Source organism: Xanthomonas sp. JAI131, from assembly GCF_013410075.1.
GTDB classification, from domain to species: domain Bacteria; phylum Pseudomonadota; class Gammaproteobacteria; order Xanthomonadales; family Xanthomonadaceae; genus Xanthomonas_A; species Xanthomonas_A bonasiae.
This window is the reverse complement of sequence record NZ_JACCCN010000004.1, coordinates 19,766-39,034: the sequence shown is the minus strand read 5'-3', so window position 1 is coordinate 39,034 and position 19,269 is coordinate 19,766. Positions and strand designations below refer to the sequence as shown.

Here is a 19,269-nt window from a genome sequence, read left to right as displayed (position 1 = left end):
CACCTGGACGCGAGGAATCATGCAGATGAAGACGCTGGCAAATGCGGTTCTGCTCGGAGTCCTACTGACGAGTGTCGCGCACGCGCAGACCAACGCAGGCAATCAGAAGCCCGACCCTGAGCTCCCTTTCAACGTCACCAAGGTGGCCACCTTCGATCTGCCCTGGCGCATCGCGTTCCTGCCCGATGGCCGCATGCTGATCACCGAGAAGGTCGGTCGCGTGCAGTTGGTGACTCCGCAAGGCGCCAAGACCGAGCTCAAGGGCGTGCCGGCCAGTTACGTTGAAGGCCAGAACGGCATGCTGGGCGTGTTCGTGTCGCCCCACTACGCCATCGACAAGAGTGTGTACCTGACGTATGTGGCACCCGGCGACTACGGCGGCGGCCTGGCCATGGGCCGAGGCAGACTGGTGGTGGAGGGCAACGAGGCCCGGCTGGACAACTTCAAGGTGCTATGGCGCCAGATGCCCACGGGCAAGGGCGGCCAGGCCGGCGCGCAGATCGCCTTTTCGCCGGATGGCCAGTATCTGTTCCTCACGGTGGGCGATCGCCAGCGCTTCACGCCGGCACAGGATCTCAATCAACCAGTGGGCAAGATCCTGCGGTTGACGCTGGACGGCAAGCCCGCGCCGGGCAACCCGTGGGCAGGCAGGGGCGGTGCGCGCACCATCCCGCTGATCGATCCGGCGGCCGATACCGAGGCGGCCAAGACGGCGCCGGTGGTCAGCACCTATACGTTCCCCAACGCCAACCTCACGCCGGCCGAAACCTGGTCCATCGGCCACCGCACCCCCTACGGCCTCGCCTTCGGGCCTGACGGTCGGCTGTGGGAACTCGAGCACGGTCCCCTCGGTGGCGACGAACTGAACCTGATCCAGCGCGGCAAGAACTACGGGTGGCCGCTGGTTTCGTATGGCGTCAATTACAACGGCGTGCCGATTCCCAAACCCGAGACGCGGCCCGATCTTGCCAAGCCGGCGATCTATTGGGTGCCGGTGATCGCGCCCGGCAACCTGATGTTCTACAAGGGCAGCCTGTTCCCGCAGTGGAAGGGCAGCGCGTTGATCAGCGGCCTGGTCAGCCAGGGCATCATCCGCGTCACTGTCGATAGCAAGGGCGGCGCCACCGCGGTCAATCGCTGGAGCATCGGCAAGCGCATCCGCGATATCGAGGAGGCGCCGGATGGCTCGCTGTGGTTGCTGGAAGACGCCAAGGCCGGTGGCCTGTTCCGGCTCACACCGAAGTAGGCGCACTGGCGGTGTTCCTGGCGCTATCGTGCGCCCGCTGAGTTGCGAACCGCCGTCATGCGGAAGGTGATCGACCGGTGCAGACCGTGTCCGAGGCCGGCGCAGTTTCCGGCTTCGCTCGTCGCGGCTGAAGCCGCTCCTACAGGGGCTTGCGGCATGCCGGCTGGGTGCACTGTAGGAGGGGCTTCAGCCCCGACAGATGGTCTCCGGAGCCGGCGCAGTTTCCGGCTTCGCTCGTCGCGGCTGAAGCCGCTCCTACAGGGACTTGCGACTAGTGTGCTGGGTGCACTGTAGGAGGGGCTTCAGCCCCGACAGACAGTGTCCGAAGCCGGCGCAGTTTCCGGCTTCGCTCGTCGCGGCTGAAGCCGCTCCTACAGGAGGCTCGCGGCTAGCGGGCTGGGTGCACTGTAGGAGGGGCTTCAGCCCCGACAGACAGTGTCCGAAGCCGGCGCAGCTCCCGACTTCGTTCGTCGCGGCTGAAGCCGCTCCTACAAAGGACTTGCGGCCAGCCGGATGGGGGCACTGTGGGAGGGACTTCAGTCCCGACGCGGACGAGCTCGCCAGCGCGGCGTGCGGCATCGATGGACCGACTTCGCCACGACGGCTCCTGCGCGGAAAGCGCGTGCGCTGCCACGATCGAGATCGAGCATGCATCGTCGATACATCGCGAACGCGGCGCGTGCGCCACGTGCAAAACAGCGTGCCACGCGTATCGCGCCGCGCCGCGCTGCTGTCGCTGGTCGCCGCCGCTGGCCTAGAATCCATTTCCACACCGCCCGGTCCTTCTGCGCATGTCGTCCCCGCCTTCTCCCGTCGCCGCCGTCCCCGCGCGTGGCGGTTTCGTCGTCCTCGCGCTGCTGCTGGTCTACGTGGTGTGGGGGTCGACCTATCTGGCGATCCGCTTCGCGCTGGAAGGCGGCACGCCGCCGTTGAGCATGGTCTCGGGACTGCGCTTCGTGGTCGCCGGCTCGCTGCTGTACGCGGTGCTGCGCTGGCGCGGCGTGGCCGCGCCGACGCGCGCGCAATGGGGGTCGCTGACGGTGCTGGGCGCGCTGCTGCTGTTGTGCGGCAACGGCATGGTGGTGCTGGCCGAGCGCCAGGTGTCCTCCGGCCTGGCCGCGGTCGCGGTGGCTTCGGTGCCGCTGTGGATGGCGCTGTTCGGCGCGCTGCGCGGGCAGCACGCCAGCCGCGGCGAATGGCTGGGCATCGTGGTCGGGTTCGCCGGCGTGCTGTGGCTCAACGCCGGCAGCAGCCTCAGCGCCAGCCCCAAGGGCCTGGTGCTGCTGTTGATCGCGCCGATCGGCTGGGCGTTCGGCTCGGTGTGGTCGCGCGGTCGCGATCTGCCGATGCCGTTCATGGCCGCGGCCGGGCAGATGCTGTGCGGCGGCGTGCTGCTGGTCGCCACCGGCCTGCTGAGCGGCGAACGCCCGCACGCGTGGCCGACGCCGCACGCGTTGATGGCGGTCGCCTACCTGTGCGTGTTCGGCTCGATCGTGGCGTTCACCGCCTACGTGTGGTTGCTGCAGAACGTGCGGCCGGTGCTGGCCGGCAGCTATGCCTACGTCAATCCGGTGATCGCGGTGGCGCTGGGCAGCTGGCTCGGCGGCGAGCGCTTCAGCGCCAGCGACCTGGGCGCGATGGCGGTGATCCTGGCCGGCGTGGTGGTCATCACCGTGGCGCGGACGCGGCGATGAGCGTCACCGAGCAGGACACGCGCCGCGGCCTGTTGATCACCGCGCTGACCTTCGCGCTGTGGGGCGTGGTGCCGGTGTACTGGCATCTGCTCAAGGCGGTGCCGTCGGCCTACATCATCGCCCACCGCATCGTCTGGAGCGCGGTGCTGGTGGTGGGCTGGCTGCTGTACCGCACGCGCCTGCAGTGGTGGCGCAGCATCGCCGCGCAGCCGCGCGCGCTGGCGATCCTGGCGCTGAGCAGCCTGGCGATCGCGTTCAACTGGGGCCTGTACATCTGGGCGATCAACGCCGGCCACGTGATCGAGGCCAGCCTGGGCTATTTCATCAATCCGCTGGTCAACGTGCTGCTCGGCGTGCTGGTGCTGAAGGAGCGGCTGCGCGCGTTGCAGTGGCTGGCGGTGGCGTGCGCCGCGTTCGGTGTGGCGTGGCTCACCGTCGATGCCGGTGCGCTGCCGTGGATCGCGCTGAGCCTGGCCGCTTCGTTCGGGCTGTACGGCCTGCTGCGTAAGCTGGTGCAGGTGGATGCGGTGGCCGGACTGGGCGTGGAGAGCCTGTACCTGTTCCTGCCGGCACTGGGTTTCGTGCTGTGGAGCGAAACCGGGCACGGCGGCGGTTTCGCCACCGGGTGGGGCTGGCGCAACGATCTGCTGCTGGTGTTCGGCGGCGTGGTCACCGCGGTGCCGCTGATCGGGTTCGCCTACGGCGTGCGGCGCATTCCGCTGTCGCTGGTCGGCCTGCTGCAGTACATCGCGCCGAGCCTGCAGTTGCTGCTGGGGGTGTGGTTCTTCCGCGAGCCGTTCGACAGCGGCAAGGCGATCGGCTTCGCCGCGATCTGGGTGGGTTTGCTGCTGTTCGCCGGCGAGAGTTTGTGGCGCTCGGGCTGGGGGCGGCGGGGGGCCTGAGAGGCCGGGATTGGGGATTCGGGATTGGGGATTTGTAACGGCGACCTGCGCGGGCCGCTACGCTACCGCTATGAGCGGCTTCGGCCCTTGCGCATCCCCAATCCCGGCTCAACCCCGGCTGCCACTCGCGGCCGGGGCGCCGCCAGTCAGCTGCTGCTCTGCGTCCACGCGCGGCGCCAGCGGCGACGGGCAGTGGCCGTCGTGGCGCTGCGCCGGCAGTTCGGCGAACCAGTCCTCCACGGTCGGCGCCAGCAGGTCCAGCCGCATCGGCAGGCTGATGTGGTTCTCGCCGGGCATCTCCAGGTAGTGCGCGCGCGGCGCGTCCAGTGCCAGCAGGCGGCCGTGCGCGACCGGGATGTGCTGGTCGGCGCTGCCGTGCAGCAGCAGCAGGCAGGCCGGCGCGGTGCGCACGGCGGCGGTCACGTCGACCTGGTCCAGGTTCAGCGCCAGGCGCTGGTTGGCGTTGGCGATGACCGCGTCCAGGTTCTGCCCGCCGTAGCGCCAGCGCGCCAGGTCCATCGCCGCGCTGGCCATCCAGCCCTGCGGGCGGCTGGCGAGCATGTGCGGGATCATGTCGCGGATGCCGCGGCCGGCGTTGGCGAAGGATTCCATCGCGACCACGCCTTCGACGTCGCCGCCCAGCTTCTGCGCGGTGAACAGCGCGGTGGCGGCGCCGTAGGACACGCCGAACAGGTACAGCGGGCCTTGGATCTCGCCGCGGGCGCGCAGCGCGCGGATCACCGCGACCACGTCGTCGGACTCGCGCGTGCCGTAGCCGGCCGGGCCGCCGCCGGAGCGGCCGTGGTTGCGCAGGTCGATGCTGATGCTGCGGTAGCCGGCCTGGGCCAGGTCCAGCGACCACGGCAGCAGCGAGTCGCCGTCCATCATCCAGCCATGCAGCAGCACCACGGTGCCGCGCGGGGCGGCGTGGGGGCCGGGCTGCGGGGCGGCCACGTCCATCGCGAAATCGGCGCGCTCGTGGCCGTTGGCGTCGCGGCCGGCGTGCTCGTAGCGGTAGCGCATGCGGTAATCGCCCGGATCGATCGCGCGCCAGAAGATCGGGATGCCGGCCGGGGTGAGCACGTGCCCGCTGCGGTTGGGCAGCGTCGCCAGCAGGCCCTGGATGCGTTCCTCGTCCATCAGCGGCGACACGCCGCCCGGCGCGACCAGGCGGTCGCTGAGCGAGGTGGAGGAGCGGGCGGCCAGGCCCAGGCTGGTCAGGCACAGGCTGGCGCAGAGGACGAGCAACAGGCGCAGGCGCGACGACATGGCGGTAGGCGGTGGATGAATGGCCGCGCAGGCTAGCGCCTTCGCCGGCGCGGCTCTACCGCAATTGGATGACGAAACGATGACGCGGTGCGGGGACGCGGCGCCTAGGCGCCGCCGCTTGCCCGGTTTTCCGCGCCGCGCCTTGCGCTGCGGCGCTTTGCGGCCTCCGCGTTGGCCTCGCCGGGTCCGTGTGGGGCTCGGTCGGCGGCGCGTGGCGCCGCCTGGCATTCAGGTCGGCGCTGTGGCGTCGGCTTGCGACGCCCCGGGGCCGGACCCGCAGGGCCGCGCTTGCGCAAGCCGACCGGCCTGCCCCGACCTCGCTTTCGCCAAGCCGGACAAGCATGGCGTCCTCCCGGGGACGGAGCGCAGCCGCTACAGCGCGCGCAAGGCGGTGGTGATCGGCAGCCGCGCCGCACGCAGCGCCGGGAACAGCCCGCCGACCAGGCCGATGCCCAGCGCCCACTTCAGCCCGCTCCACAGCAGCGTCGGCGAGACCTTGAACTGGAACACCACCTGGCTGAAGTTGCTGCCCAGCGTGGACACGCTGTAGCCGTTGAACACGGTCCAGGCGATCAGCCCGCCGAGCAGTCCGCCGAGCAGCGCCAGCAGCATCGTCTCCAGCATCACCGCGGTCACCACCGGCGTGCCGCGGAAGCCGATCGCGCGCATCGTGGCGATCTCGCGGGCGCGGGTGGCCACCGCCGCGTACATGGTGTTGAGCGCGCCGAACACCGCGCCGACCGCCATGATCGCGCCGATCACCGTGCCGAGGATGCTGATCAGCTTGCTGAGGTTGCCGCCCTGCTTGGCGTAGTAGGCGCGGGTGGTCTCCACGTCGAGCTTGAGCCGCGGGTCGGCGGCCATCGCCGCCTTGAACTGGGCGTAGCCGTCCTTGCCGGCGGTACGCACGCTGATCGACTGGTAGGCGCTGCGGTTGTAGGTGGAGGCCAGGGTCTGCGCGTCGGCCCACAGTTCCGAGTCGTGCGCATCGCCGGAGGCGAACACGCCGACCACGGTCCACTGCTCGCGGCCCAGGCTCAGCGTCTTGCCCACGTCCAGGCCGCGGAACTGCGCCTTGGCGCCCTGGCCGACCACGATCTCGCGCAGACCGGCGCCGAAGCGGCGGCCCTCGACGATCCTGAGCTTGTCGTGCACCGCCCAGCCGGCGTCGCCGACGCCGCGGAACTGCACGTTGGTGTCGGTGCCGTCGGCCTTGCTCGGCAGGTTGATCACCTGCGACAGTTCCGGCGACACCAGCGGCTTGCCGTCGGCGCCCTTGGCCACGCCGGCCAGGCTGGCGATCAGCGGCACCTGGTCGCGGGTGATCACCGAATTGGTCTCGGCGCCGGAACCGCCGCGCAGCACGATCGCGGTGCTGTCGTCGCCGGTGCTGTTGAGCGTGGACTGGAAGCCTTCGCCCATCGCCAGCATCGCCACCAGCACGCCGACCACGCCGGCGATGCCGACCACGATCACCGACGAGGCGCTCCAGCGCTGCGGCAGGCTGGCCACGCCGATGCGGGTGGCGGCCAGCGCCAGGCGGCCGCCGCGGGTCAGCAGCAACCACAGCGCCACGCCGGCGGCCAAGGCCAGCACGCCGTACCAGGGCAGGGCGATCCACAGCGCCAGCCCCACCGCCAGCAGCAGCAACGTGAGCAGGTTTCCCAACCAGAGTTTGAGTTTCATCAGTGCGTCTTCCGAGAATGCGACAGGGAGCGATGCGGCGGCGGGCTCAGCGCCCGGCCAGCGCGTCCACGATCTTCAGGCGCTGCGCGCGCAATGCCGGCAGCAACCCGACCACGATGCCGATGGCGACCATCAGTCCCAACGCCACCCCCCAGGTCTGCGCCGGTACGCCGCGCATCGGCATCATGCCGCCGCTGGCCGCGGCCACGCCGGGGATGATCAGCGCCGCCAGGCCCATGCCGATCAAGCCGCCGAGCACGATCAGCAGCACCGACTCCACCATCACCAGGGTCAGCACGGTGCCGTCGCGGAAGCCGAGCGTCTTCAGCACCGCCAGTTCCGGGATGCGCTCGCGTACCGCCTGCGCCATGGTGTTGCCGGTGAGCAGCAGCAGGGTGAAGAACACGGCGGCCATGATCGCGGTGACGATCAGGCCGACGTCGGCGAACTGCTTGGCGAAGGCCTGCGAGAACGCGGCCTCGGTCTGGCTCTTGGTCTCGTGGTCGGAGTTGAGCGACAGCGCGTCGATCGCCTGCGCCACCCGCGAGGCCTGGTCGGCGCTGCCCAGCTGCACGGTGTACCAGCTGACCTTGTTCTTGATGTAGTCGTTGGACTCGTCGAAGTACTTCCAGTTCATCATCAACTGGTTTTCGGCCTGCGCGTTCTTGGCGTCCTTGACCTTGAAGATGGTGGTCAGGGTCAGCGGCCAGTCGTTGCTGCCGCCGCGCGGGAAGATGGTGGCCTGCAGCGGAATGGTGTCGCCGATCTTCCAGCCATGCTTCTTGGCCAGGGCCGCGCCCACTGCCGCGGCGGTGCGGGTTTCGCGGAACGCCTTGAGCTGCGCCGGCGGCACGTCGTACTCGCTGTAGACGTCGAAGAAGTTCGGCGCCACCGAGAAGTTGGGGAAGAAGTTCTTCGGATCCTGGTAGATGCCGCCGAACCACATCGCATAGGTGACCTTCTTCACCCCCGGCACCGATTCGATCTGCGATTGCAGGCTGACCGGCAACGACTGGGTGATCGACAGCCGCGAGGACACGATCAGCCGGTTGGCGCCTTCGACGCTGCCGCCGGAATTGAACGCCACGCGCACCGAATCGAGCATGCCGAACAGCAGGAACGCGGCGACCACCGACAGCAGGGTCAGCAGGGTGCGGGTCTTGCTGCGGAACAGTTGCGCCCAGACCAACGAAAAATATTTCATGTTCGATCCTCCAAGGGACGGGATACCGGGGCGCGGAACCCGCGCGGCGGCAGCGGCCGGTTCAATGCGCCACGAGCGGCGCGTCGGCCAGCTCGCCCTTGTCCAGGTGCACGGTGTGGCTGGCGTACTCGGCGGCCTTGGGGTCGTGGGTGACCATGATGATGGTCTTGCCGTGTTCGCGGTTGAGCTGCTGCAGCAGGTGCAGGATCTCCTCGGCGGCGGTGCGGTCCAGGTCGCCGGTGGGTTCGTCGCAGATCAGGAAGGTGGGGTCGGAGACGATGGCGCGGGCGATCGCCACGCGCTGCTGCTGGCCGCCGGACAGTTCGTTGGGGCGGTGGCTGCGGCGGTCGGCGAGGTTGACCAGGGTCAGGGCGATCTCGGCGTTGCGCTTGCGCTGGGCGGCGTTGAGGTTGGTCAGCAGCAGCGGCAGTTCCACGTTCTTCTGCGCGGTGAGCATGGGCATGAGGTTGTAGAACTGGAACACGAAGCCGACGTGCTGGCTGCGCCAGGTGGAGAGCTGGCCGCCGCTCATGCGGTCGATGCGTTCGCCTTCGATCTCGATCTCGCCGCCGCTGGGGGTGTCCAGGCCGCCGATCAGGTTCAGCAGGGTGGTCTTGCCGGAGCCGGAGGGACCCATCAACGCGACGAAGTCGCCGCGTGCGATGTCCAGGTCGATGCCGTGCAGGACTTGTACTTTCTCGGGTCCGCGCTGGTAGGTCTTGGTGACGTTGCGCAGTTTGACGAGGGTGGACATGGTGGTGTTCCTGGCAGTGGACGGGTGTTGGATATGTCGATTGCGGTGCAACGGTTCGCTGATGTTTGCTTCGTTTGCAGTTGCAGTTGCAGTTGCAGTGCTGTTGCTGTGTTTCTGCTCTTTAGCTTTTGCTTTACCGGGTCCCTTACGCAGCGGCGAATAGGGCGGGAAAAACCCCGAAGGGGCGGCGCACAGGGATGTGCGCCGTTCGCGGCAGGGGCAGGATGCCCCTTCCGCGAATCCCGTCCTATTCGCGGACCCGGAGCGCGCAGCGCGGAGGGCGCGAAGTAGGGTGTGCTTTCTTTTGGTTACTTTTCTTTGCACAAGCAAAGAAAAGTAACTCGCCGCAAGGCGAAAGCTCTTGCTCTTGCAGTGGCAACTCCCATGTAGGAGCGGCTTCAGCCGCGACTGGTTCTGTCAGGAAAGCGTCGCGGCTGAAGCCGCTCCTACAAAAGCGAACGCGCAAGCAAAAACAAACAGCAAAGCAAAAGCTTCCGCCCTTGGCGGGTCACTTTTCTTTGCTCGCGCAAAGAAAAGTAACCAAAAGAAAGCGCGCCCTGCCTACGCGCCCTCCGCGCTGCGCGCTCCGGGTCCGCGGATGCACCGGGGATTCGCGGAAGGGGCATCCTGCCCCTGCCGCGAACGGCGCACATCCTTGTGCGCCGCCCTTCGGGTTTTTCCCCGGTCCATCCGCCGCTGCGGAAGGGAACCCGGAAAGTCAAAAGCCACGGCACAGCAACGGCCAGAGCAACAGCAGAGCAACAGCCAAAGCCAGAGCAACGGCAACAGCAACAGCAACAGCAACAGCAGAGCAACAGCCAAAGCCAGAGCAACGGCAACAGCAACAGCAACAGCAACATCGAGGAGCAACAACTAGAGCGATGAGGCGATTGGAGCGAGTGAAGCCAGTTGGTTGCTTGATCGGATGCGAGAAAAAGCCTGGTAACGCGATAAAACGGGTGTAACGGCGCTTGCTACTGCACGAGTTGGACGAAAAGCGATGCCGGTAGCGCCGCCCTCATGGCGATAGCCCAAGGCAGCGGCGACATGGGCCGCATGCAATGGTTCGCGGCAACGCGCACTACCTCACATGCGGTCGCCGCTATTGCTCGGCCGCCTCCGCCATCTTCACCTTGACCCCGTCGCGCAACGTCTCCGGCGGATCCAGCACCACCGTGTCGCCCGCCGCCAGGCCCGACAGCACCTGGCGGTCGTCGCCCAGCGCGATGCCGGTCTTCAGCGCGCGCTGCTCGACGGTGTTGTCCTCCTTCAGGGCGAACGCCACGTCCTGCCCGCCGCGCTTGACGATCGCCGCGCCCGGCGCGCGCACGCCCTGCGGCTTGTCCTGCGCCTGCGCTTGCGGCGCTTCCAGGAAGCTCACGCGCACGCCCATTTCCGGCACGATCCGCGGGTCCTTCTGCTTCAGCGCCACGCGCACCTTCACCGTGGCCTTGCCGCGGTCGGCCGAGGGGATGATCGCGATCACTTCGGCCGGGATCTTCCACTCCGGGTAGGCGTTGAGCACGGCTTCCACCGGCATGCCCGGCTTGACCCGGCCGATGAAGGCCTCGCCCACCTCGACCTCGATCTCCAGCGAATCCATGTCCACCACCGTGCCGATGCCGGTGCGGGTGAAACCGCCGCCGGCCGACAGCGGCGAGACGATCTCGCCCGGCTGCGCCGCCTTGGCGGTGACCACGCCGGCGAACGGCGCGCGCACGATGGTGTTGTCCACGTTGAGGTCGGAGATCGACAGCTGGTTGCCCGCCACCACCACGTTGCGCTGCGCGCTCTGCAGTTGCGCGCGCAGGGCGTCGCGCTGCGACAGCGCCTGCTCGTATTGCGAGCGCGACACCAGCTGCTGCGTGGACAGGGTCTGCAGCCGCTGCGCATCGGCTTCGGCCTGGCGCAGTTGCGCCTGCATGTTGGTCACCTGGCTGCGCGCCGCGTCCAGCTGCGACGCCGACAGCTGCCGCTGCGCGCCGGCGTCGATCGGGTCCAGCGTCGCCATCACCTGGCCCTGCTCCACGCGCATGCCTTCCTCGATCAGCACTTCGCGCACCTTGCCGGTGATCTTCGCCGATACCGTGGCCATGCGCCGCGCCACCACGTAACCGCTGGCGTCCAGCACCGAGGCGCTGCTGCTGCCGGCGGCGATCGCCACCACCGGCGCGGTGGTCACTTCGATGGCCTTGCCGCGGCCGAACAGCAACCAGCCGCCGACGCCGAGCGCGAGCAGCAGCGCCAGGACCACGGCGATCCACAGCCCGCGCCGCGACGGCGGTTCGCTCGGCGGTGCCTTGCGGTCGATACGGAGTTCTTTGAGCAGATCGGCGGAGGTACTCATCTTGTCCCTGGATGAATCGGTAGGCGCAGTGTGGATCGGCGAGACGCGCGCTTCCAAGTTGCCGGAAGTCACTTTCTGCGTTGCGCTGCGGCAGGTGCGGCGCCATTCCCCATGGCGTGGAGCGCAGCATGCGGCAATCGCGCGGCCATCGCCAGTGACAGCTGTCACCTGCCGCGGCTGACGGGCCGCACTGGGATGCGCCGACGGCGCGGCGCAGCATGGCCGCTCCTGCCCCGACCGGTCCATGCCGATGCGCGCTCCCGACACTCTCCCGCTGGCGCAGCTGCGCGGCGTGCACAAACGCTACGGCACGGTGGTCGCGCTGGATGGCGTGGACCTGCAGCTGCAGCGCGGCCAGTTGCTGGCGCTGCTCGGCGCCAACGGCGCGGGCAAGAGCACGGCGGTGGCGCTGCTGCTCGGGCTGCAGGTGGCCGACGCCGGCAGCGCGCAGCTGTGCGGGCAGGACCCGCGTGCGCTCGGCGCGCGCCGCCAGGCCGGGGTGATGCTGCAGTCTGCCGGCTTGCCGGACACGCTGCGCGTGGGCGAACTGCTGGACCAGGCGCGCGGCTACTACCGGCGCCCGCGCAGCGTCGCCGATTGCGTGGCGCTGGCCGGGCTGGATGGGCTGATGCCGCGCCGCTACGGCGGCCTGTCCGGCGGCCAGCAGCGGCGCGTGCAGTTCGCGATGGCGATCTGCGGGCGGCCGCAGGTGCTGTTCCTGGACGAACCCAGCACCGGCCTGGACATCGAGGCGCGGCAGGGCCTGTGGCGGGCGATCCAGGAGCTGGTCGCGGACGGCTGCGCGGTGCTGCTGACCACGCATTACCTGGAAGAGGCCGAGGCGCTGGCCGACCGGGTCGCGGTGCTGCAGCGCGGCACGCTGATCGCCGAAGGCAGCGTGGAACAGCTGCGGGCGCGCTTCGAGCAACGCACGATCCGCTGCCGCAGCGCGCTCGCCGCGGCGCAGGTGGCGAAATGGCCGCAGGTGCGGCGCGTGGACGGCCGCGACGGCGTGCTGGAGATCGTCGCCGATCCGGCCGAGCCGGTGGTGGCGCAATTGCTCGCCGCCGATCCGGGGCTGGACGAACTGGAAGTCAGGCGCGCCGGCCTGGCCGACGCGTTCCTCGCCATCACCCGTGCGGAGGCCGCATGAACGCTCACGATCCACACCGCATCGAGCCCGTCGCGGCGCCAGCGCATGGCGCAACCGCCGCACTGCCGTACGACGCGTCTGCGTTGCCGTTGCGCGAGTCCGCGGCGCTGCTGTTGCGCGAGATCCGCTACGAGCTGTTGCGCTGGCTGCGCACGCCGTCGTTCGCGCTGCCGACCTTACTGTTCCCGCCGATGTTCTACCTGTTGTTCGGCGTGGTGCTCAACCGCGGCAATCCCGCCGCCGCGGTGTACCTGATGGCCAGCTATGGCGTGTTCGGGGTGATGGCGCCGGCGCTGTTTGGCTTCGGCGTCGGCCTGGCGCTGGACCGCGAGCGCGGCCTGCTCACGCTCAAGCGTGCGCTGCCGGTGCCGCCGGGGGCGATGCTGCTGGCGCGCACCGTGCTGGCGATGCTGTTCGCGCTGGCGATCGGGGTGCTGCTGCAACTGCTGGGCAGCACGCTCGGCGGGGTACGGTTGGCGCTGCCGCAACGCGCCTTGTTGCTGCTGGTCGATGTGCTGGGCACGCTGCCGTTCTGTGCGATCGGCCTGTACATCGGCGCCCGCGTCGGCGGCAGCGGCGCGCCGGCGGTGGTCAACCTGATCTACCTGCCGATGGCGTTCCTGTCCGGCCTGTGGATCCCGTTGCAACTGCTGCCGTCGCTGCTGACCACGCTGGCGCCGCTGTGGCCGTCCTATCACCTGGGCCAGCTCGCGTTGCGCGTGGTCGGCCAGGATGGCGGCGGCAGCAGCGCCGGTCACGTCGCCGCGCTGCTGGCGGTGACCGTGGCGTTCTATGCGCTGGCGCACCGCCGCCTGCGCCGCGGCTGATGGCCAGCCTGCATCGCGCCCAGGCAGCGTTGGTTCCCGCCGCGTCGCCGCGCGGCGTCCGCATGCGCTCGCTATGCTATGCACCGCGGCCGTGCGACCGCCACAGGAGTCTTCCGTGATCGCCTTGCTGCACGCCTCGCCCGATTCGCTGATCTCACGGCGCCTGGGCTGGAACACCGCCCGGCCCGGCGCGCACTGGTTCGTGTGGCTGTCGCTGATCTGGTCGATCTGGCTGTTCGTGACGCCGCTGTACGAGCCGCACTACTTCACCCGCTGGTTCTGGCCGACCATGGCCAGCTACGCCGTGTTCCTGGCGCTGTACTACTGCGCCTATTACCGCCACCGCCGCTACCTGCGCTGGTGCGTGGCCGGCATGGCCGCGCTGGCGTTCGCGCTGTTGCCCTACAACCCCGGCGCGCAGTGCTACATCATCTATGCCTGCGCGTTCCTGGCGTTCTGCTTCCAGCCGGTGCGTGCGCTGCTGGGGATGCTGCTGCTGCTCGGCCTGTTCGCGGCGGCCTGGTGGATGCGCGGCTGGTCGCCCTTGTACATGGCCAGCGCGGTGCTGGTGGGCCTGGCGGTGGGGTTGATGAACATCAGCTTCGAACGCCGCGCGCGCGCCGACGCGCAGCTGCGCCTGAGCCATGAGGAAGTGCGGCGTCTGGCCGCGGTCGCCGAGCGCGAGCGCATCGGCCGCGACCTGCACGACCTGCTCGGCCACACGCTGTCGCTGGTGGCGCTGAAGGCGGACCTGGCCGCGCGCCTGCTGGCGCGCGACCCGGCCGCGGCGCGGCAGGAGATGGAGGACGTCAGCCAGGTCGCGCGCGAGGCGCTGGGCCAGGTGCGGCGCGCGGTCAGCGGCATCCGCGCCGCGCAGCTGGCGGCGGAGATGGCCTCGGCCAAGCTGCTGCTGGAATCCTCCGGGGTAACGTTCCGCTACCAGGTCGATGCGTTGCCGCAGTGCGCGCAGCTGGAGACGGTGTTCGCCATGGTGCTGCGCGAGGCCGCCACCAACATCCAGCGCCACGCCGCCGCCAGCCATGCGCAGCTGCGGCTGTGGTGCGAACGCGATCAGGCCTGGCTGGAAATCCGCGACGACGGCCGCGGCAGTGCGATGCAGCCGGGTACCGGCCTGGCCAGCATGCGCGAGCGGCTGGAGGCGGTGGGCGGTGCGTTGCGGATCGACTCCGAACGCGGCCAGGGTACCCGCCTGCTGGCGTCGGCGCCGTTGCCGCGGACCCCGGCGCCGGCTGCGGAGCCGGCGCCGCAGCCGCGCGGCTGCCAGGACGCCGCACTGCGCTGAACGCCGCTGCGGGCGCGGTTCTACAATGCGTCCACAGGACCCGGGGGACACGTGATTCGACTAGTGCTGGCGGAAGACCAGGCGATGGTGCGCGGCGCGCTCGGCGCGCTGCTGGGCCTGGAAGCGGATATCGAAGTGGTCGCCAGCGCCGCCGACGGCGAGGCCGCGTGGCGCGCGCTGCAGGCGCACACGCCGGACCTGCTGGTCACCGACATCGAGATGCCCGGCCTCGGCGGCCTGGAACTGGCGCAGCGGGTGCAGCGCCAGCAATTGCCGATCCGCGTGGTCATCGTCACCACCTTCGCCCGTCCCGGCTTCCTGCGCCGCGCGCTGGACGCCGGCGTCGGCGGCTATCTGTTGAAGGACGCGCCGCCCGAGCGCCTGGTCGATGCGATCCGCCAGGTGCACCGTGGCGGCCGCGCGATCGATCCGGAACTGGCGTTGGAGGCCTGGTCCGAAGCCGACCCGCTCAACGACCGCGAACGCCAGGTGCTGCGCCTGGCCGGCGAGGGCGCCTCGGCCGGCGACATCGCCGCGCAACTCGGACTTTCGCACGGCACGGTGCGCAACTATCTGTCCGAAGCGATCGGCAAGCTCGGCGTCGGCAACCGCATCGAAGCGGCGCGGCTGGCGCGGCAGAAGGGCTGGCTGTAGCGCTGCCGAGAACGCGAATGCCGGTGGACGTGGGCCACCGGCATTCGGGCGCATCCAGGCCCGTCCAGCGCAGCGCGCCGGACGGGGCGACGGATCAGAACGACCAGGTGAAGCTCAGCGAGCCGCTGCGCGGTTCGCCCCAGGCGCCGTAGCCATAGATCTGCGCGTAGTACTTCTTGTTCAGCAGGTTGTTGAGGTTGGCCTGCACGGTGAATTCGTCGGACAGGCGGTAGCGCGCGAACGCGCTGACCAGCGCATAGGCGTCCTGCTCGAAGCGGCCGTAGGTCGCATCGACGTAGTAAATGCGGTTCTGCCAGTTGACGCCGCCGCCGAAGGTCAGCTCGGTGAGGCTGCGCGGGGTGTAGCTGGTGTAGAGCTTGAGCGTGGTCTGCGGCAGCTGCGAATTGATGTCCGCACCGCCGGCATCCTTGGCGACGTAGCGCGACGCGCCGAAGGTGCCGTTCCAGCCGGGCGCCAGTTCGCCGTTCACCTCGAACTCGAAGCCGCGGCTGACCGTGCCCTGCGCCGCGACGTACGCCGTCTCGGTGGTGCCCGGCACGAACTCGGTGGTGGCCTGGGCGACATTGTCCTGTTCGATGCGGAACACCGACAGCGAAGCATTGAGGCGATCGTCGAACCACGCCGCCTTGACTCCGGCCTCGTAGCTCTTGCCGATCACCGGATCCAGGTAGGCGCCATTGCGATTGCGCGATGTCTGCGGCTGGAAGATGTCGGTGTAGCTGACGTAGGTCGACCACACATCACTGATCGTGTAGACCAGGCCGGCATACGGCGTGGTTTCCTTCTGCCGGCTGGTGTACGCCACGCCGCTTTCGGCCCCATCCACCTTCCAGTCGGTGTAGCGCGCGCCGACGATCAGCTTCAGCGGATCGGCCAGCGAGAACCGCGCGGCCGCATAGCCGGCCTTCTGGGTGACGGTGCCGCGGCTGAACTCGGTCAGCGCCGACCAGGCCGGCTCCGGATAGTTGCCGGCCCAGTTCAGATAGCTGGCCATCGGCGCCGGGAAATCGAACGCGCCGTCGTTGACGTAGCGGCGGCGGTTGTAGCTGACGCCGGCCATCAGTTCGTGCTCGCGCCCGAACAGCTGGAACGGGCCTTCCGCGTAGCCGTCCAGGCCATCGACCTTGCGCTCGGTGACGTAGTAGCCGGAGTAGGGCACCACGCCGGCGCCGGTGCTCTTGTCGAAGCCGTAGATCGTGTAATACGGGTAGAACAGCTTGTCGGTGACGTTGGTCTGGTCGTGGGTGGCGTTGGCCTTGAGCTTCCAGCCGCTGGCGAAATCGTGCTGCAGCGTGGCGAAGGCGCGCTTGGTGGTGGTGTCCCAGAACGTCCAGTCGGCGGCCGGGTTGAACGAGCGCGCATAGTTGGTGCGGCTGCCGTCGGAATACCACAGCGGGAAGCCGCCCCAGGTAACGTCGTCGGACTGCTTCTTCTGGTAGTCGTAGCCCACGCTCAGCTGGGTGTCCGGGGTCAGGTCGGCATCGATCACCGCATAGCCCAGGGTCTTGTTCTGGCGGTAGCGGTCCACGTACGAATCGGTATCCAGGTAGCTGCCGATCACCCGCGCGCGCACCGTGCCGCTGGCGTTGAGCGGGGTGGTGACGTCCACCGTCGAGCGGGTCCTGCCCCAGCTGCCGGCGGTGACCTGCACGCTGCCGGTCAGTTCGGCGCTGTCGGCGTGCTTGCGGATCAGGTTGACCGAGGCCGAAGGATTGCCCGCGCCGGTCATCAGGCCGGTGGCGCCGCGCACCACTTCCACGCGGTCGTACAGGGCCAGGTCCAGCGCCGAATCGCCATAGCTCCAGTTCTGCACCATCGTGGTCGGGATGCCGTCGAACTGGTAGTTGTCGATGTAGAAGCCGCGCGCGTAGAACTCGAAGCGCTCGCTGTCCGAGCGGGTATTGGACACGCCGGTGGTGTTCTCCAGCACGTCGATGATGTCGTCCAGGCCCTGATCCTCGATGCGCTGGTGGCTGATGATGCTCACCGACTGCGGGATCTCGCGCGGCGCCAGTTCGAAGCGGGTGCCGGCGGTGGTCTTGCGCACGCTGTAGCCTTCGGCGCGCTCGCCCTTGACGCTGACCTTGTCCAGGGTGGTGACGTCGCTATCGGCGGCGCTGTCGGCGGCCGCTTCGGCGGCGAAGGCCGGCACGCTGGCGAGCAGGCAGGCCATGGCCAGGGCCGAGCGGCGCGGGAAACGGCGGGGAGGGAGGAAACGGGTCATTGCGGGGCTCCGTGGCAAGCAGGCATGGCCATCGACGGCGCTGCACGAAGCGCCGCAGGATGGTCGGATTTGGATGCTGGCTTGGAGCGGGACATGCGCCGTGCGCAGGCGAGGCCTGTGCGCGGGACGTCGGCACCTGGCTGGCGCTGTCGATGCGGCCGGCTGCCTCGGAAGGACGGCCGGCGCATGACGGGTGTTTCGGGGAAACGGGCGTGGTGACCTGGCGATCGGGGCGCGCCCACGGTGGCAAGTGTAACGGTGTCGGGTCGGCGCGGCCATGTCGGCGCTGCCATATTGCGCGCAGGCCCTGGCGTTTTTGGGCGGGAAGATCGGGGGCGCGATGGGCGATGCGGGCTGCCGCAAGTGGCTCGCCGGCGAGGGCTGCGGCGGACACGCCCGCGGCGCGCCGGCCATCGGTATGCCGGAAGCGCAGGCGCCTATGAAATTGTGCGTGCCCACGCAGTGACGCTGCCGCCAGTGACTATGCTGTCCGCAATCGGATCCAGCGACGCGCCAGGCAGGCAGTGCCCGGGATGGAGCGTCTGCGGACGGCGGTGCGATTCCGCCCACCGCCGCCATCTCGAATCCCGATGGATGCGCCCGGATCGACGGACAGGAGAACGTGGATGAAGTGGATGCGCGAAATGCTGTTCGCAGTAGTGCTGTTGCTTGCCTGGTCGCTGCCGGCCGGCGTTGCGCTTGCCGCCGACGGGCAGTTCAAGGTGCTGGTCGCGGCGATTCCCAACAAGTACCACCACGACTACATCCCGGTGGCCAAGCCGCAGTTCGAGGCGCTGGCGCGGCAGCACTACTTCGAGCTGGTGTGGGCCTGGAACACCGAGGCCTTCGATGGCGACCTGTCGCAGTACGCGGCCATCGTGCTGCTCAATACGCCGGCCACCGATCTGAATCCTGCGCAGCGCGCCAACTTCCAGAAGTACGTGCGCGGCGGTGGCGGCGTGGTCGCGGTGCACAAGGCGTTCGCGATCGCGCGCGGGCAGTGGGACTGGTACGACCGCCTGATCGGCCGCTCGTTCCGCACCCATCCGTATCTGCAGACCGCGATGGTCGATGTGGTCGATCGCAACTTTCCCGCCACCGCCGGCCTGCCGCAGCGCTGGCTGTGGTCGGACGAGTGGTACGAATACGATCCGCCGTACAGCGACGACCTGGTCACGCTGCTGACGGTGGACGAATCCAGCTACGACCCCACGCTGATCTGGCCCGGCCAGGTCGCCAAGGGCATGGGCAAGCCGCATCCGGTGGCCTGGTACCACCGCTTCGAAGGCGCGCGCGTGTTCGTCACCGCGCTCGGCCACCAGGCCGAGGCCTACAACGATCCGCGCTACCTCGAACACCTGTACGGCGGCATCTACTGGGCCGCCACCGGCCGCGGCATCGCTGGCGACACGGCCACGCCCGCATCGCGCCCGCGCTGAATCCGCCCGCATCGCACTATCGCTGCCGGGCAATCTGCCGGGGCCGAAGTCCCCCTACAGAAGCACCCGGCCAGCAAGCCACCCGCCTTTTGTAGGAGCGGCTTCAGCCGCGACAGAAGCCGAACCGTCGGCAGGCAATCTGTCGGGGCTGAAGCCCCTCCTACAGGTACACCGGGCCAACACGCCACCCGCTTTTTTGTAGGAGCGGCTTCAGCCGCGACAGAAACCGAACCATCGCCAGACAACCTGTCGGGGCTGAAGCCCCTCCTACAGATGCACCGGGCCAGCACGCCACCCGCTTTTTTGTAGGAGCGGCTTCAGCCGCGACAGGAACCGAACCGTCGCCAGGCAATCTGTCGGGGGCTGAAGCCCCTCCTACAGGTGCACCGGGCCAGCACGCCATGCGCTTTTTTGTGGGAGCGGCTTCAGCCGCGACAGAAGCCGAACCGTCGCCAGACAACCTGTCGGGGCTGAAGCCCCTCCTACAGATGCACCGGGCCAGCACGCCACCCGCTTTTTTGTAGGAGCGGCTTCAGCCGCGACAGG

The 19,269-nt window shown here is 69.0% G+C and carries 15 protein-coding genes; 9 read left to right on the top strand and 6 right to left on the bottom strand.

Features of this window, described 5'->3' with window-relative positions:
* Window positions 1–25: 25 nt before the first annotated feature.
* The 3 genes from HDC36_RS16715 to rarD all read left to right on the top strand — a co-directional run bounded on the left by HDC36_RS16715 (window position 26) and on the right by rarD (window position 3,842).
* The gene (locus HDC36_RS16715; RefSeq protein WP_179569559.1) at window positions 26–1,246 is read left to right on the top strand and encodes a PQQ-dependent sugar dehydrogenase; all 1,221 of its coding nucleotides are present in this window, start codon (window positions 26–28) and stop codon (window positions 1,244–1,246) included.
* A 791-nt stretch (window positions 1,247–2,037) separates the two neighbouring features.
* Complete coding sequence (gene yedA / locus HDC36_RS16710; RefSeq protein ID WP_179569557.1) at window positions 2,038–2,940, top strand: drug/metabolite exporter YedA; 903 nt, start codon at window positions 2,038–2,040, stop codon at window positions 2,938–2,940.
* Window positions 2,937–3,842, top strand: coding sequence for an EamA family transporter RarD (rarD, locus tag HDC36_RS16705; RefSeq protein WP_179569555.1), 906 nt, complete (start codon window positions 2,937–2,939; stop codon window positions 3,840–3,842). Before yedA ends, rarD begins: the two co-directional genes overlap by 4 nt.
* A 108-nt stretch (window positions 3,843–3,950) precedes the next feature.
* On the opposite strand, the gene HDC36_RS16700 is transcribed toward rarD, so the two are convergent.
* From HDC36_RS16700 to HDC36_RS16680, 5 genes are all read right to left on the bottom strand, one after another.
* Window positions 3,951–5,111, bottom strand: a complete 1,161-nt coding sequence (locus tag HDC36_RS16700) for an alpha/beta fold hydrolase (protein WP_179569553.1) — start codon at window positions 5,109–5,111, stop codon at window positions 3,951–3,953.
* Window positions 5,112–5,483: 372 nt separating this feature from the next.
* Window positions 5,484–6,797, bottom strand: coding sequence for an ABC transporter permease (locus HDC36_RS16695; protein ID WP_179569551.1), 1,314 nt, complete (start codon window positions 6,795–6,797; stop codon window positions 5,484–5,486).
* 46 nt (window positions 6,798–6,843) lie between these two features.
* Window positions 6,844–8,001: an FtsX-like permease family protein gene (locus tag HDC36_RS16690; protein WP_179569549.1), complete on the bottom strand. Its 1,158-nt coding sequence runs from the start codon at window positions 7,999–8,001 to the stop codon at window positions 6,844–6,846.
* A gap of 61 nt (window positions 8,002–8,062) precedes the next feature.
* Window positions 8,063–8,755, bottom strand: coding sequence for an ABC transporter ATP-binding protein (locus tag HDC36_RS16685; RefSeq protein WP_179569547.1), 693 nt, complete (start codon window positions 8,753–8,755; stop codon window positions 8,063–8,065).
* Between the two features lie 1,102 nt (window positions 8,756–9,857).
* Window positions 9,858–11,102 (bottom strand): efflux RND transporter periplasmic adaptor subunit, encoded by a 1,245-nt coding sequence (locus HDC36_RS16680; RefSeq protein ID WP_179569545.1) that lies wholly within the window; start codon window positions 11,100–11,102, stop codon window positions 9,858–9,860.
* A 244-nt stretch (window positions 11,103–11,346) separates the two neighbouring features.
* On the opposite strand from HDC36_RS16680, the gene HDC36_RS16675 reads away from it, so the two are divergent.
* From HDC36_RS16675 to HDC36_RS16660, 4 genes are all read left to right on the top strand, one after another.
* The gene (locus tag HDC36_RS16675; RefSeq protein WP_179569543.1) at window positions 11,347–12,255 is read left to right on the top strand and encodes an ABC transporter ATP-binding protein; all 909 of its coding nucleotides are present in this window, start codon (window positions 11,347–11,349) and stop codon (window positions 12,253–12,255) included.
* Window positions 12,252–13,082, top strand: coding sequence for an ABC transporter permease (locus HDC36_RS16670; protein WP_255432790.1), 831 nt, complete (start codon window positions 12,252–12,254; stop codon window positions 13,080–13,082). Before HDC36_RS16675 ends, HDC36_RS16670 begins: the two co-directional genes overlap by 4 nt.
* A gap of 115 nt (window positions 13,083–13,197) precedes the next feature.
* Window positions 13,198–14,385, top strand: coding sequence for a sensor histidine kinase (locus tag HDC36_RS16665; RefSeq protein WP_179569541.1), 1,188 nt, complete (start codon window positions 13,198–13,200; stop codon window positions 14,383–14,385).
* A 51-nt stretch (window positions 14,386–14,436) separates the two neighbouring features.
* Window positions 14,437–15,039 carry a response regulator transcription factor gene (locus HDC36_RS16660; RefSeq protein WP_179569539.1) on the top strand — a complete coding sequence of 201 codons (603 nt, stop codon included), beginning with the start codon at window positions 14,437–14,439 and terminating at the stop codon, window positions 15,037–15,039.
* A gap of 94 nt (window positions 15,040–15,133) precedes the next feature.
* Here the strand turns inward: HDC36_RS16660 and fhuE are convergent, their stop codons facing one another.
* Window positions 15,134–17,284, bottom strand: a complete 2,151-nt coding sequence (gene fhuE / locus HDC36_RS16655) for a ferric-rhodotorulic acid/ferric-coprogen receptor FhuE (RefSeq protein WP_179569537.1) — start codon at window positions 17,282–17,284, stop codon at window positions 15,134–15,136.
* 277 nt (window positions 17,285–17,561) lie between these two features.
* Here fhuE and HDC36_RS16650 point away from each other — a divergent pair, with 277 nt between their 5' ends.
* Complete coding sequence (locus tag HDC36_RS16650) at window positions 17,562–17,750, top strand: hypothetical protein (protein WP_179569535.1); 189 nt, start codon at window positions 17,562–17,564, stop codon at window positions 17,748–17,750.
* Between the two features lie 169 nt (window positions 17,751–17,919).
* Window positions 17,920–18,723: a ThuA domain-containing protein gene (locus HDC36_RS16645; RefSeq protein ID WP_179570528.1), complete on the top strand. Its 804-nt coding sequence runs from the start codon at window positions 17,920–17,922 to the stop codon at window positions 18,721–18,723.
* Window positions 18,724–19,269 lie beyond the last annotated feature (546 nt).